Origin of the sequence: Actinomadura coerulea (assembly GCF_014208105.1) — a bacterium.
Classification (GTDB): domain Bacteria; phylum Actinomycetota; class Actinomycetes; order Streptosporangiales; family Streptosporangiaceae; genus Spirillospora; species Spirillospora coerulea.
Genome location: NZ_JACHMQ010000001.1, coordinates 3173325 through 3187604, shown reverse-complemented (window position 1 = coordinate 3187604; position 14280 = coordinate 3173325). Strand labels below are relative to the sequence as shown.

The 14280-nt window shown below is 75.2% G+C and carries 12 protein-coding genes and 1 pseudogene; 7 read left to right on the top strand and 6 right to left on the bottom strand.

What is annotated here, in order from left to right; translation table 11 throughout:
- Window positions 1-16 precede the first annotated feature (16 nt).
- The 3 genes from BKA00_RS14695 to BKA00_RS14685 are packed head-to-tail and all read left to right on the top strand — an operon-like array spanning window position 17 to window position 1606.
- Window positions 17-226, top strand: coding sequence for an MbtH family protein (locus tag BKA00_RS14695; protein ID WP_185025438.1), 210 nt, complete (start codon window positions 17-19; stop codon window positions 224-226).
- Entirely contained in the window at window positions 219-875 is a 657-nt protein-coding gene (locus tag BKA00_RS14690) for a GNAT family N-acetyltransferase (protein WP_230299090.1), read from the top strand. Before BKA00_RS14695 ends, BKA00_RS14690 begins: the two co-directional genes overlap by 8 nt.
- The gene (locus BKA00_RS14685) at window positions 872-1606 is read left to right on the top strand and encodes a thioesterase II family protein (RefSeq protein WP_185025436.1); all 735 of its coding nucleotides are present in this window, start codon (window positions 872-874) and stop codon (window positions 1604-1606) included. Before BKA00_RS14690 ends, BKA00_RS14685 begins: the two co-directional genes overlap by 4 nt.
- A 78-nt stretch (window positions 1607-1684) precedes the next feature.
- Here the strand turns inward: BKA00_RS14685 and BKA00_RS14680 are convergent, their stop codons facing one another.
- A complete protein-coding gene (locus BKA00_RS14680; RefSeq protein ID WP_230299089.1) occupies window positions 1685-2740 on the bottom strand; it encodes a S1 family peptidase in 1056 nt (351 codons plus the stop codon).
- 346 nt (window positions 2741-3086) lie between these two features.
- Here BKA00_RS14680 and BKA00_RS14675 point away from each other — a divergent pair, with 346 nt between their 5' ends.
- Together BKA00_RS14675 and BKA00_RS14670 are read left to right on the top strand one after the other, a co-directional pair.
- Window positions 3087-4040, top strand: coding sequence for an ornithine cyclodeaminase family protein (locus BKA00_RS14675; protein WP_185025432.1), 954 nt, complete (start codon window positions 3087-3089; stop codon window positions 4038-4040).
- A 286-nt stretch (window positions 4041-4326) separates the two neighbouring features.
- A pseudogene (locus tag BKA00_RS14670) lies at window positions 4327-4851 on the top strand (response regulator); the annotation flags it as partial.
- Here the strand turns inward: BKA00_RS14670 and BKA00_RS14665 are convergent.
- From BKA00_RS14665 to lanKC, 4 genes are all read right to left on the bottom strand, one after another.
- The gene (locus tag BKA00_RS14665) at window positions 4783-6627 is read right to left on the bottom strand and encodes an ATP-binding cassette domain-containing protein (protein WP_230299088.1); all 1845 of its coding nucleotides are present in this window, start codon (window positions 6625-6627) and stop codon (window positions 4783-4785) included. The pseudogene BKA00_RS14670 and the gene BKA00_RS14665 overlap by 69 nt on opposite strands.
- On the bottom strand, window positions 6624-8309 hold the full coding sequence (locus BKA00_RS14660) for an ATP-binding cassette domain-containing protein (RefSeq protein ID WP_185025428.1): 1686 nt from the start codon (window positions 8307-8309) through the stop codon (window positions 6624-6626). Before BKA00_RS14660 ends, BKA00_RS14665 begins: the two co-directional genes overlap by 4 nt.
- Before the next feature lie 61 nt (window positions 8310-8370).
- Window positions 8371-8478 (bottom strand): SapB/AmfS family lanthipeptide, encoded by a 108-nt coding sequence (locus BKA00_RS14655; protein ID WP_179847703.1) that lies wholly within the window; start codon window positions 8476-8478, stop codon window positions 8371-8373.
- Between the two features lie 5 nt (window positions 8479-8483).
- Window positions 8484-11057: a class III lanthionine synthetase LanKC gene (lanKC, locus tag BKA00_RS14650; RefSeq protein WP_185025419.1), complete on the bottom strand. Its 2574-nt coding sequence runs from the start codon at window positions 11055-11057 to the stop codon at window positions 8484-8486.
- Window positions 11058-11281: 224 nt separating this feature from the next.
- Between lanKC and BKA00_RS14645 the strand changes: the two genes are divergently transcribed.
- Together BKA00_RS14645 and BKA00_RS38930 are read left to right on the top strand one after the other, a co-directional pair.
- On the top strand, window positions 11282-12073 hold the full coding sequence (locus BKA00_RS14645) for an SDR family oxidoreductase (protein ID WP_185025418.1): 792 nt from the start codon (window positions 11282-11284) through the stop codon (window positions 12071-12073).
- Complete coding sequence (locus BKA00_RS38930; RefSeq protein WP_185025416.1) at window positions 12070-13134, top strand: NAD(P)H-dependent amine dehydrogenase family protein; 1065 nt, start codon at window positions 12070-12072, stop codon at window positions 13132-13134. Before BKA00_RS14645 ends, BKA00_RS38930 begins: the two co-directional genes overlap by 4 nt.
- A gap of 62 nt (window positions 13135-13196) precedes the next feature.
- Here BKA00_RS38930 and BKA00_RS14635 read toward each other — a convergent pair whose 3' ends face one another.
- The gene (locus BKA00_RS14635; protein WP_221493157.1) at window positions 13197-14027 is read right to left on the bottom strand and encodes a nitroreductase/quinone reductase family protein; all 831 of its coding nucleotides are present in this window, start codon (window positions 14025-14027) and stop codon (window positions 13197-13199) included.
- Window positions 14028-14280: the final 253 nt, after the last annotated feature.

Here is a 14280-nt window from a genome sequence, read left to right as displayed (position 1 = left end):
CACGGAAAGGAACACCATGACGAACCCCTTCGAGGACCCGGACGGCACCTACCTCGTGCTCGTCAACGACGAGGGCCAGCACTCGCTGTGGCCGTCCTTCGCCGAGGTCCCCGCCGGCTGGACGGTGGCCAAGGACGAGGACACCCGCCAGGCGTGCCTCGACTACGTCGACGAGAACTGGACGGACATGCGGCCGAAGAGCCTCGTCGAGGCCATGGGTGAGTGAGGCGGGCTGGAGGCCGCCGGAGACCGCGCGTCTGCGGATCCCCTCGGTCACCGAGTGGGAGATGGAGATGCTGGACTCCGCCGACCTGCGTCCCGCGCCGCTGCCCGGCGTCGAGATGACGTTCACCCTCGCCGGGCTGCCGTCCCCGGACGTCAGCCGCGCCCTCTACGCGACCGTCGGCGCCCGCGTCTGCTGGACCGACCGCTTCCCGTGGACGTACGAGCAGTGGCGGGCCTGGGTGGAGCGCCCGGAGCTGGCCACGTGGATCGCGATGGCCGAGGGCACCATCGCCGGCTTCTTCGAGATCGAGGCGCAGCCCGGCGGCGACACCGAGATCCACCTGGTCGGGCTCACCCCCGCGTTCGTCGGGCGCGGCTACGGCGGCCACCTCGTCGAGCAGTGCACCCGCCGCGCCTGGCAGCGCGGCGAGCTGTGGGCCGTGTCCAGCGGACCCGCGACGCGGGTGTGGCTGCGCACCAGCAGCCTCGACCACCCGAACGCCATCGCCAACTACCGGCGGCGGGGCTTTAAGGTGGCGGCGGAGAGCACCGCGCCGAAGCTCGTGCCGGACCCGCGGGTCGCGCCGTGGCCGCTGCCGCGCGACCCCCGCGCGGTGTCCCGCCGGTACGAGGAGGAGTTGATCACGTGACCTGGTTCCGCTGCCCCGAACCGCGCCCCTGGGCGCCGACGCGGCTGTTCTGCCTGCCGCACGCGGGCGGGTCGGCGGTGTTCTACCGGGCGTGGGCCAAGGAGGCCGGCCCGGCCGTCGAGGTGCAGGCCGTCCAGTACCCGGGGCGCGCCGACCGGATGGCGGACGCGTTCGTCACCGACGCGCGGCAGCTCGCCCGGCTCATCGCCGGGGCGATGGCGCCGCTGATGGACCGCCCCGCCGCGCTGTTCGGGCACAGCATGGGCGCCGTCCTCGCCTACGAGGTGGCCCGGCTGCTGGAGGAGCGGGGCACCGCCCCGGTGCACGTGTTCGCCTCCGGGGCCCGCCCGCCCGACGACCGGGGCGGCGAGAGCGTCCGCGACAAGGACGACGACGGCCTCGTCGCCGAGCTGGTGAAGCTCGGCGGCACCGACGCCGAGCTGCTCGCGGAGCCGGAGCTGCGCGAGCTCGTCCTGCCGTACGTCCGCAACGACTTCGCGCTGATCGAGCGGTACGCGCACCGGCCCGAGCCGCCGCTGACCGTCCCGGTCACCGCGATCGTCGGGGACGCCGACCCGCACGTGGACCCGGAGCTCGCGCGCGGCTGGGAGCGCGCCACCCGCGGCCGGTTCGCGCTCCGGGTGCTGCCCGGCGGGCACTTCTACCTGGCCGACCAGCGGCCCGCCGTGATCGCCGAGGTCCTGCGGACCCTGGAGGTCCCCGCCCTCTGACGCGCGGACGGGCCGCCCCCACGGGAGTCCGTGGCGGGGGCGGCCCGTCGCTGAAGGGGGAGCCTCCCGGGGAGCCGTCTAGTAGACGGACGCCCCGTACACCGACAGCGGCTCGGTGATGGGCTGGAAGAACGTCGTCCCGCCCGAGGAGCAGTTGCCGCTGCCGCCCGAGGTCAGGCCGAGCGCGGTGTTCCCGGCGAACAGGGAGCCGCCGCTGTCGCCCGGCTCGGCGCACACCGTGGTGCGGATGAGGCCGCTGACGCTGCCCTCCTGGTAGTTGACCGTCTGGTTGAGGGCGGTGACCCGGCCGCTGTGCAGGCCGGTGGTGCTGCCGCTGCGGTACACGGTCTGGTTGACCGCGGCGTTCCCGGCGCTGGTGATGTCGCGGGTGCCGCTGTACAGGCTGACCGTGCCCTGCGTGTCGGTGGGCGTCGAGGAGTAGGTGACGATGCCGTAGTCGTTGCCGGGGAAGCTGCTGCCGGCGGTGCGGCCCAGCGTCCGGCCGGAGCTGTCGGTCCAGGTCGAGCCGATGTTGGTGCAGTGCCCGGCCGTGATGAAGGCGTAGCCGCCTCCCCTCCTGACGTTGAAGCCCAGCGAGCAGCGGGCGCCGCCGGTGTAGATGGCCTCGCCGCCCCGGGTGAGCGTCTGGAACTTCCCGGCGACGCTCTCGGTGCGGACCGCGGCGCCCTGCCTGCTCGCGGCGGCGCGCACCTTCTTCAGCCCGGCGCCCTTGACCGTGCTGTCCACGCTGAGGACGACCTGGTTGCTCGCCGGGTCCACGGCCCAGGCGGTGCCCGGGACGGTCGCGTCGCGCTTGAGCGCGGCCTCGACCTTCTTCAGGTCCGCGCCGCTGCGCGCGACGGTCCGCGGGACGGCGCCCGCGGCGCGGACGGCCTGGGCGGCCTGCGCGTCGGTGACCGTGACGACCAGCTTGCCGTCCTTGAGGTAGGAGCCCGCGCTGCGGGTTCCGAGCTGGTGCGCCAGGGACGTCGCGACGTCACCGGGAGCGGCGGGGGCGGCGGGGGCGGCGGGGGACGCGGACGCGCTGGGAGCGGTGGCCAGGGTGGCGGCCACCAGGCCGGCGGCGGCCGTGGTGACGGCCGCGGCACGGACGCGCCTGTGACGGATCTTCACTTGTGCCTCCACGGGGGATGGGGCGCACCCGAGTGGTGCGCCGGAGGTCATCGACATGGTGTAAGAACGGTCAAGGTGGACGTAAGACGCAGAAGGTGACCAATTCGGCACGTTCCCGTTGGCACTCTCGGGGCGGCGTGCGTGGTCAGTCCGGCAATACCAACCGCCGCCCGCCGGGTGAGAACGAGGTTCGGCCCGGGCTCCCGCGCCAGAACGGCCAGAAAGATCAGGGCCGAAACCCGCGCGGCCTCCCGGCGCCCGGGAGCTCCGGCGGGCCCCCGAGGGGCCGGCCGGCAGGCGGCCCCCGGGGGTGACGCGGGCCCTCGGGGGACGGGAGGATGGTCCGGTGACGCTCCTGTTGGCCCGTTCCATCCTTGAGTCGCTGCTCGACCCGGCCTCCTGCCTGGACGCCCTGCGCCGCGGCTTCACGGCCGGGGACGGCGGGGCCGCCGCCCGCCGGGTGATCGTCGAGCTGCCCGGGCAGGGCACCGCGACGGCGCTGATGCCGGGCGTGATCGAGGGGATCCCCGCCTACACGGTGAAGGTGAACGCCAAGTTCCCCGGCAGCCGCCCCGCGCTGCGCGGCGTCGTCTGCCTGCACGACCTCGCGACCGGTGAGCTGCTGGCCCTGCTGGACTCGGCGACCGTGACCGCCTGGCGCACCGGCCTGGCCGCCGCGCTCGGAACCCACGCCCTGGCGCGCCCCGCGGCCGGCTCGGTCGCGGTGATCGGGGCGGGCGCGCAGGCCGAGCTGGTCATGCGGGGCCTGGGGGAGCTGCGCCGGGTGCGCGACCTCACCGTGTTCGACCTGGACTCCGGCCGCGCCGCGGACTTCGCCGCGCGGCACGGCGCCCGGCTGGACGTGACCGCGACCGTCGCGCCGGACCCGCGGGCCGCCGCCCGGGACGCCGGGATCGTCGTCCTGGCGACCTGGGCGCGCCGCCCCCTGCTGCACGCCGCCGACGTGGCCCCCGGGACGCACCTCACCTCGCTCGGCGCGGACCAGCCCGGCAAGGCCGAACTGGGGGCCGACCTGCTGGAGGGCGCCCGCGTCGTCGTCGACGACGTCGCCCTGGCCGTCGAGATGGGCGTGCTGGCGGGCGCGGGCCTGGACGTCGAGCACGCCGCCGGGACGCTGCGCGACCTGATGCGCGGCCAGGTGCCCGGACGGGTGAGGGACGGCGAGGTCACCGTGTACGCGCCCGTCGGGCTGCCCTGGCAGGACCTCGCGCTGAGCTGGACGGCCTATACCGCGGCGCGCGCCGCGGGCTCCGGCGCGGTGTTCGATTTCCTTGCCTGAACCGGTTCCGGCCCATCAGGTGTACAACCGCTAATTGGCGGAATACCCATCGCTGGATTCCTGGTTTCCCCGGTGTCTTTGCATTGACTCCGTGAATAGTGTTGGCTCCGTCCGGTAAGACTTCAGTAGTCGCGAGGCCCGTCGAAGGTGACCTCTTGAAAATTCGATTTCGCGCTGACCGAATCCCCGTCACCCCTTCTCGGCCCCCTCCGTGACTTGACTTCGAAGCGCGTTCGGTGTTTGTCCTTTCTCAGATCGCGGACGGGTGGCCGTGTTGGAGACGAAAATGATTCGGATTATGCTCGCCGAGGGGGCTCCCCTCCTGCGCGGCGGGCTGGTCGCGCTGTTCGACCGGGTGAAGGATCTCGACGTGGTGGCGGCGGTCGGCTCGGGCGATCAGGTGCTCCGCACGGCGCGCAGACGCCGGCCCGACGTCGCGCTGATCGACGTCGGGCTCCCGGGCCTGGACGGGTTCACGGCGGCCCGGGCCTTACGCGAGGCCGTCCCGGAGTGCCGCACCGTCCTGATGGCGGGCCGCTGCCGGACCGGCGACCTGCGGCGCGCGGTGGCCGCGCGGGCGGCCGGGCTCGTCCTGAAGGACACATCCCCGGGCGAGCTCGTGGACGCGATCAGGCGGGCGGCCGAGGGCGCGCGCGTCATCGACCCCGACATGGCCTTCACCGAACTGGGCTCGGCTCAGAGCCCGCTCACCGAGCGGGAGATCGAGGTCCTCACCCTGGCCTCACGCGGCGCCTCCGCTGCGCAGATCGCCGAGGACCTCGTCCTGACGATCGGCACCGTCCGCAACCACCTCTCCCGCATCAACCGCAAGATCGGCGCGGAGAACCGGGTCCAGGCCATCCGGATCGCCGAGGACGCCGGGTGGCTGTGAGCCGTCCTCCCAGCGCCCGATCAGGTCCCGGTACAGCGGGCACACCGCGGGCAGGTCCGCGTGCCGCCCGAGGTGGGCGCGGGTCCCGTCCAGCACCAGGACGCGGCGGGCGCGCATCGCCGAGCTGATCCGGTGCGCGATGACGACCAGCGTGCCGGACCGCCGCGCGAACGCCTCCTCGATCCGCGCCTCGGCGGCCGGGTCGAGCCGGTACGCGGCCTCGTCCAGGACGACGACGGGCTGCGGCGCGAGGTAGGCCCGGCACAGCGCCACGCACTGCCGCTGCGCCTCGGTCAGCGCGCCGGGCTCCAGCCGCGCCCCGTACCCGCCGAGGTCGCGGACGAGCGGCGCCAGCCCCAGCGCGTCCACCGCCCGGCCCGCCTCCCGCGGGCCGGCGTCCGGCGCGTAGTAGGTGAGGTTGTCGAGCAGGGTGCCGCTGAAGACGTACGCCTCCTGCGGCACGAGCACCCGGCGGCCCGGGTCGCCCGCCGGCCGCCCGTCCACCAGTACCTCGCCCGCGCCGGGCGCGGCCAGCCCCGCGATGAGCGCCGCGAGCGTGGACTTGCCGATCCCGCTCGGCCCCACCACGGCCAGGTGGTCGCCGTGCGGGACGACCAGGTCCAGGTTCTCGATCACCGGCCGCGCGCCGTCCCCGTAGGCGAAGCTCACGCCGCGCAGCTCCACCGCCGGCGCCCCCGGCACGGGGTCCGCGGGTTCGGGCGGGGCGGGCGCGTCCGGCGCGCCCGTCTCCAGGATCCGGCCGAGCGTCACCGCCAGCCGCAGGCCGCTGCCGCCCATCCCGTGCACGAGCGTGCGCAGCGCGGGCTGCAACCCGTGCAGGACGTAGGCCAGCGCGCCGATCACCGTCCCCGCCGTGGCGCCGCGCCGCATCAGCCACGGCGCCGCCGCGAGGACCAGCAGCAGCGGCACCCAGCCGCTCACCGCCAGCGCGACGGCGCGCACCGCCGCGAGCCGCGCCACCGCGCGCCCGGCCGCCGCCTGCGCCTCCACGGCGGCGCCCAGCTCCTCCCGCAGCGGCTCCTCGCCGCCGCACCCGACGGCGTCCCGCAGCCCGGCGGCCAGGGCGGTGGTCCGCTCGGCGATCTCCTCCTCGCCGACGACGAGCTCCCGCTGCCGCGCGGCCGCCCTCCCGAACACCGCCCCGAACAGCACCAGCCCGAGCACCAGCGGCGGCAGAACCAGGGCGACGAGCTCCGGCGCCATCGCCGCCAGCCCGAGCAGCGCCGCCCCGGCCGTGAACACGAACCCGCGCGCGACGACGAGCAGCCCGCCGAAGGTGTCCCGGACGATCTCCACCTGGTGGGTGAGCCGCGCGACGGCGCCCGTGTCGGGCCGCCCCCGCAGCGACCGGTGCAGCGCCCCCGTCGCGACCCGCCGCACGAGGTCGTCCCGGAACGGCTCCACGATCGCGGCCAGCGCCGGATACAGCCGGCGGCTCCCGGCCGCACCCACCAGCGCCGACGCGGCGAGCACGCCGAGCCAGACGACGGCCACGGTCGCGCGTCCCGTCCGGAACGCGTCGGTGGCCTCCCCGACGGCCCTCCCGAACACCGCCGCGGGCACCGCCTCCACCGCCGACCACCCGGCGGCCCGCGCCACCGCCCGAGGGCGCGCCCGGACGGCGTCCCCGGCGCCGCGCCACAGGACCCGCGCCGCCTCCCGCCGCCCGATCACGCCGGGCCCCCGAACACCGCGCGGTAGTCGGGGTCGGGCCAGAGGGCCGCGTGGGGGGCCACCCGGCGGACTCGCCCCCCGTCGAGCCAGACGACCAGGTCGGCGCGGGCGGCGGTGGAGGCCCGGTGGGCCACGATCAGGCGGGTCCGGCCGGCGAGGCGGTCGAGCAGCGCGTCGGTGATCCGCAGTTCGGTGACGGTGTCGAGGCTGGAGGTCGCGTCGTCCAGGACGAGGACGCGCCCGGCGTGGGCGAACGCGCGGGCCAGGCCCACCCGCTGCAGTTCCCCGCCCGACAGCGGCGCCTCCGCGAGCGGGGTGCCGTAGCCCCGGGGGAGGCGGCGGATGAACTCGTCGGCGCGGGCGGCCCGCGCCGCCTCGCGCAGCCGGGCCTCCGGCGGGCGGGAGGGGCCGAACGCGATGGCGTCGCGGACGGTCGCGCCGAACAGCGCGGGCCGGGCGAAGGCGTAGCCGATCTCGCGGCGCAGCGCCGTCCGGCCGAGGAGGGGGAGGGGCGTGCCGTCCAGCAGCACCTCGCCGCGGTCGGGGTCGGCGAGCCGGCCCGCGAGCGCGGCGAGGGCCGAGGCGCCGGAGCCGGAGCGCCCCACGACGGCGACGGCGCGCCCGCCCGGGACGGTGAGGTCGAGGCCGTCCAGCGCGCCGCGGACGGCGACACCGCGGAACTCCAGGCGGCCCGGGCCCGGCGGCGCGGCGCCGGTGCCGTGCCGCGGCGCGGGCCACGCCAGCACCTCCGCGGCGCGGCGGGCGCCCGCGCGGGCGCGGCCGAGGCGGAGCAGCTGGGTGAGGACGGGCCCGAACCCGGCGGCGAGCCCCGCGTACTGGACGGTCGCGACCAGCTCGCCCGGCGAGACCCGGCCCGCCGCCAGCTCGGCGCCGGCGATCCCGACGGCCGCGACCTGCAGGAGCAGCAGCGCCAGCAGGCCGCGCGCCGCGATGCCGCCCTGCACCCGCCACATCTCCTCGCCCTCCGCGCGCAGGCCGGGCAGGGGGCGCAGGATGCGCGCCGCCTCGCGTCCGGCCGTGCCGGCGGCCGCGATCGTCCTGGTCCCGGCGAGGGCCTCGGCGAGACGGCCCGCGATCGTGCCCTGGACGGCGAGGTAGCGGTGCGCGGACGCGGTGATGTCGCGGACGAACGCCCGCATCAGCAGCGCCACCGCCGGCAGCGCGGCCGCGATCGCCGCCGCGGTCCGCCAGTCGATGAGCCACAGGGCCGCGAGCGCCCCGGCGGCCGGCAGCAGCCCGGCCGCGGCCTCGGTCGCGGCGGCGGGCGCCGTGCCGGCCTCGGCCGCGCCGCCCACCATGCGCCCGGCCACGTCCCCCGGCGGGACGCGCACCGCGGGGCCCGCCGCGAGCAGGTGCCGGACGAGCGTGTGCCGCAGCCACGCCGTCGCCCGCGCGGCCGCGCAGCCGGTCGCGAGCTCCGACAGCACCTCCGCCGCTGCGGCCGCCGCGACCAGCGCGGCGCAGGGCCACAGCGCGGCGGCGGCCGGGGTTCCGCCCGGCGGGACCGCGTCGATCGCGCGGGCCAGCGCGAACGGGAGCAGGAGGGCCGCCGCCGCGTCCGCCAGCGCCGTGGCCGCGACGAGCGCCGTCCAGCCGCGTGCGCGCCCGGCGGCGCGCAGCAGCAGCCGGTCCGCGCCGACCGCCGGGGGAGGGGAGGTCATGGGGTCTCCAAACACGGTGACGGCCATGGCCCCGGCACGGGGGCCATGGCCGCCGGCGTCATCACAGGCAGATCGTGATGCTGTGGGAGCTGTGGCAGAGCAGGCTGAGGCTGCTGTTGCCGCCGCCGCCGTTCTCGCTCACCATCCCCTGAAGGTCGAGAAGCGCCATGTTCTTCACCTCCTTTCGGGCTGGATAGAGGTGGCCGCCGTGGGGGTCCCCACGGGGGGTCGGTGCGCCGTCCCGAGGAACGGCAGTCCGGGGGCCGGGTCGTGGAGGGCCGCGCCGAGCGCGAGCAGCACCCCGGCGGTGCCGGTCGCGAGGTCCATCGACAGCCGGTACATGTGCTCGCCCGGCATCGCCAGCCCGCCCGCGTACGGCAGGGCGTGCCAGGCGAGGTCGCGGACGTGCCCCGCCACGCGCGCCCCGTCCTGGGGGTTGAGGCCCGACCGGGCGTGCCGCGCCAGGTAGAGCAGCATCCCGGCGCGCCCGCTGAACAGGCTCGGCTGCGCGTAGTACCGGGACGCCGCGGCCACGCGGACGGCGTCGCGCGCCGCCTCGAACCGCTCGTCCGGGCGGTGGGCCAGGTACTCGTCCAGGACGAGGCCGATGCCGACGCTGCCGCGGCCGAGGTAGGGCAGCACCCGGCTGCCCTGGTCGACGTGCAGGGCGCCGTTGTGGTCGGTGACGCAGGCGGCGAGGTCGCGGCGCAGCGCGGAGGCGGCCAGGTCGAGCAGCTCGGGGTTCCCGTCGCGCTCGTAGGCGCGCACGAACATCAGCGCCGCGCCGGCGCCGCCGTACATGAGGCCGGGACGCCCGCCGCCCCCTCCGCCGGACCGTTCGGCCACGATCTCCACGCAGCGGCGGGCCGCCTCGTGCAGGAACACGTCGCCGGTCGCGCCGGCGAGGTGGTCCAGGCCGAGCGCGAATCCGGGCAGGCCGCCGTAGAGGTCGTCGCCGAGCCGCTCCCACCGTTCGCCCAGGCAGTGCCGGACGGCGGCGAGCGCGGCGTCGCGGTGGCCGAGGCGCGACAGCACGTACGCGGCGCCCATCAGGCCGTCGTACAGCCCGATCCCCGTCCCGCGCCGCGGGTTCGACGCCCGTTCCGCCAGCCACTCCTCGTGGGCGGGGAACCGGCCTGCGCCCGTCGCGTCCAGCGCGTACAGGACGCCGGCGGCGCCGTGCGCGAGCCCGAGCGACGCGCCGGAGAACTGCTCCACGTCGCCGGGGAAGAGCCGGTCGGCGCGCTCGGGGGTGGCGCTTTCGAGGATCGCCCGCGAGAGGGCGTCCCTGGCGCGCTCCCATCCGGAGGCGTCCGGAGCGAACGCGGGCGCGGGGGCGGGCGCGGCGTCCCGGGCGATCTGCGCGACCGCCTCGTCGAGGAACGCCCGGGGGACGGGGAAGTTCTCGGCGATCAGGTCGGCGAGCTGCCGGGCCTTGCCCCGGTCGATCACGAACAGCGTGGTCAGCGGGACGAACAGGGCGAGCCGCAGGCAGGCGAGGCTGTAGCGGTCCACGTCGGCGCCGCGCCGGTCGGGCGGGGCGAGGAACGCGGGGTTGGCGAGGGTCTGCCGGCCGCCGTCCGCCGCGGGCGCGGCCGTCTCGAAGTCGATCAGCGCGACCGAGTCGTCCGGGCGCACCATCACGTTGAACATGTGCAGGTCGTTGAAGACCACGCCGCGCTCGTGGACGGCGGCGACGACGCGTTCCACGCCCTCGTGGACGCGCAGCGCCCACTTCGTGTACTCGGCGGCCTTCGCGGGATCGGGCTCGGGATCGAGCATCGGGTGCCGTTCGGCGAAGAACGTGTTGAGCGTGCGCCCCTCGATGAACTCCTGGACCAGGAAATGGTGCTCGCCGAGCGCGAACCAGTCGAGAACGGCGGGCACCCCCTCGATTCCGTCGAGCTTTTCCAGTACATCCCGCTCGCGCCGGAGCCGGGTCACCGCGTCCGCGCCGTCGGCGGCCAGTCCCGCGTAGGGGCGGCCTTCTTTCAGTACCACCTTCGCGCCGCTGCGGGTGTCGGTCGCCGCGTAGACGCCGCCCCCGTTGGAGAAATGAAGGGCCTTTTCGATCCGGTAGGGAATATCGGTCGTCGTCGTGGCGCCGCGTGCCTTGAAATGCGATTCCAGGCAGGAGGGGAGGGTCACCCAGCCGGGGACGGAGAAGACGGGGTCGCGCCGGTCCGGCACCAGTTCCCCGGAGCCGTCGCGCAGCGCGGGCACCAGCCGGCCCTGCTCGTCCAGGCACCGGCGCTCGGCGAAGCCGCCGTACCGGACGTGCAGCGGGCCCTCGCCGATGCGCAGGTCGCTGAGGATGTAGGGGCCGGGAAGGCCGTCCAGCCGCGCGCCGAGCCCGGCGAGCACCTCCGCCAGCTCGGCCTCGTCCGCGGGGTAGATCGTGACGAGCTTCCCGCTCGCCCCGCGCGGCGCGTACTTGGCATTGCGCCTGCGGAGCGTTCCCGGGCCGCGCAGGTGCTTGAACTCGATTCCCCGGGCGACGCAGTACTCCCACGCTCCGGCGAGCGCCTCGCCGGCGCTTTCTGGGCATCCGGAGACGTGCACTTTCCAGCCCTGCTCGGGAGCGCGCTGAACCGGCGGGACATAGACGACCCACTCGTCGCCGAAGACCTTTTCCCAGCCCTCGGGGAGTTCTCTCCGCGTGATGTCGAAGTCGGTGCCGCGGGTCACCGGCGGAGCATCGTAGAAGAGCTCGTCTGCGAGGCAGTAGAGCTCGTACGCCTTGTCCACGCCGGTTTCCCCTTCCTTTCGCCCCGGTTGCCGGAACGCACATGGAAGAGAATTGCAGTCATGTCGGAAATGGACTAGTGGCGGACATCACGAATGACCCGTGAAGATGTACCGTCCGCCGGTGTGCGCCCGTCACGCGCCGCCCGTCCCGCTGGTATTGAAACAGGTTCTAGTTCCTGCGTAGGCTGTGCGGGCGGTGAGGCGACGGACCGGAGGTGACGCCGGTGATCTCGGAGCGGTTCCGAATCGACGGCAGGGTGGCGGTGGTGACCGGCGCGGGCCGGGGGATCGGGGCGGCCACCGCGGTGGCGCTCGCCCAGGCGGGCGCCGACGTGGTGATCTCCTCCCGGACGCGCGAGCAGCTCGACGAGGTCGCCGCCGCCGGGATCGAGGCGGCCGGGCGGCGGGCCATGGTCGTCCCCTCCGACCTCGCCGACCCCGAGACCGCCGCCGAGCTGGCCGACCTCGCCGCGGGCGAGTTCGGGCGCCTGGACATCGTGGTGAACAACATGGGCGGCGCCATGCCCGTCGCCTTCCTGGACACCTCGCCCCGGCACATGGAGAAGGCGTTCCGGTTCAACGTCGGCACCGCGCACGCGCTGACCCGCGCGGCCGTCCCGCACCTGCTGAAGGCCGGCGGCGGCAGCGTCGTCAACATCTCCTCGGCCATGGGGCGGATCGCGGGCCGCGGCTACCTGGCCTACGGCAGCGCCAAGGCGGCCCTCGCCCACTACACCCGGCTCGCGGCGTTCGACCTGGCCCCGCGCGTGCGCGTCAACGCCGTCGCCGTCGGCTCCGTCGCGACGTCCGCGCTCGACGTCGTCATGACCAGCGACGAGTTGCGCACCGAGATGGAGAGCAGGACGCCGCTGCGCCGCGTCGGCGAGCCCGAGGACGTGGCCGCCGCCGTCCTCTACCTCGCCTCGCCCGCCTCCGCCTACGTCACCGGCAGCCTGCTGCGCGTGGACGGCGGCATCGAGGCCCCCAACCTCGACCTCGGCCTGGAGGACCTGTGACCTACCGCGTCGTCCAGTGGAGCACCGGCAACGTCGGGCGGCACGCGATCGCCGGCATCGACGCCCGGCCCGACCTCGAGCTCGCCGGGGTGTGGGTCTCCAACCCGGCCAAGGTCGGCCGGGACGCCGGCGAGCTGGCGGGCCTCGGCCGCGACCTCGGCGTCACCGCCACCGGCGACGCCGAGGCGCTGCTCGCCCTGCGGCCCGACTGCGTCGTCTACACCTCGATGGCCGACGTCCGGCTGATGGAGGCGATCGACGACCTGTGCCGCATCCTGCGCGCCGGGGTGAACGTCGTCTCCAGCAGCCCGGTGTTCCTGCAGTTCCCGGACGGCGTCGTCCCGCCGGAGATGTCCGACCCGGTGCGCGAGGCGGCGGCGGCCGGCGGCGCGTCCGTGTTCGTCAACGGCATCGACCCCGGCTTCGCCAACGACGTGCTCCCGCTCGCCGTCACGGGCATCAGCGAGCGCATCGACCAGGTCCGCTGCATGGAGATCCTCAACTACAACACCTACGACCAGGCCACGGTCCTGTTCGACATCATGGGCTTCGGCCGCCCGCTGGACGACGTGCCGATGCTGCTGCGACCCGGCGTGCTCACCATGGCGTGGGGGAGCGTCGTCCGGCAGATCGCCGCCGGCCTCGGCGTGGAGCTGGACGAGATCGCCGAACGGCACACCCGCCTCCCCGCGCCCGACACCTTCGCCGTCTCCGCCGGGACCATCGGGAAGGGCACGGCCGCCGCCCTGCGGTTCGAGGTGCGGGGGATGCGCGGCGGCGAGGCCGTCGTCGTCCTGGAGCACGTCACCCGGCTCCGCGACGACCTCGCCCCCGACTGGCCGCAGCCCGCCGGCGCGGGCTGCTACCGCGTCGAGGTCCGCGGCGAGCCGAACTACACGGTGGACCTGCGGCTCCTCGGAACCGACGGCGACCACAACACCGCGGGCCTGAAGGCCACAGCGATGCGCCTGGTGAACGCAGTCCCCGCAGTGGTAAAAGCGCCCCCAGGCCTGCGAACAGCCCTAGACCTCCCCCTGACGCCAGGAAGAGGCCTCCTCTAGAAGACGTCGACTTGCGGCGTGTTGCCCTTCTGCGAGCCCTCATAAGGGCAACACGCCGCAAGTCAACGTCGGTCCAGGGCGTCGAGGAGCGGGAGGAGGCGATCCTCCTCGCGGTCCAGGTGCGCCCCCAGCGCTGCGGTCAGGCGGTCTACCTCGGTTCGCAGTGAGTCGGGGTCGCCGCCGTCCAGGACGCGGCGCAGCTCCTCCAGCAGCGCGCTGATCGTCTCGTGCTCGTCCCTCAGTTCCGCCAGCACCGGCCCGAGCTCGGGGTGGTGCCGCTCCAGCACGGGGAACAACTGCTGGTCCTCGCCCATGTGGTGGTGGCCGAGCCCCTGGCACATCGTCAGGCAGTTGACCCGCAGCTGGGCGCCCACGGCGGCCCCGGACGCGGCCACCTCCTTCCGGATCAGCTCCAGCTCCCTGCGGAACGCGTCGTGCACCGCGACCAGCATGGCGCCGGGCGACTCCGGCCCGGCGGGCGGTCCGGCGGCGACCTGGACCAGCGCGACGACGGGGAGCGTCCGCCCCGACTTCTCCTCGTACGCGGCCCAGCCGGGATCGGCCTCTGCGGCCCGCCCGAAGGCGCGGTCGCGCTCGTCGCCCTCCAGGACGACCGCGTCGGCCTCGTAGGCGAAGACGCCGCTCTCGACCGTGACGCGCGGGTTCGCCACCAGGTTGTGGAACCAGGCGGGGTGCCTCGGCGAGCCCCCGGCCGAGGCGATGACCAGGACGCGCCCGACGCCGTCGGGCAGGTAGCCGAGCGGCGTCGTGTGCGGGGCGCCGGAGCGCGCCCCGGTGGTGGTCAGCAGGAGCAGCCGCCCGCCCTCGAACGGGCCGCCGACCCGCCCGCCGTTCGCGCGGAACTCCTCGATGACCTGCTTGTTGAAATCCATTCTTCTCCTGTTTTCGGGCATGGCGAACAAGCCGCGGAGAGAACACGCGGCCGCGGCCTGGGAAAGGGTGGTGAAAGGGCATGCCGGAAGCGCGGGCATGCCTGATGACGTCGCTTTGCGCGCAAAACAAAGGCGCGCGGCGCGCACGGAAGGTGAAGAGAGAAGGGGGAGTGGAAGAGGCGGGCCTCGCGCCCGCTCCGGCCTCACTCGGAGGCCGGGAACCTCACTCGCTCGTGGCCCATGGCCGACCCGG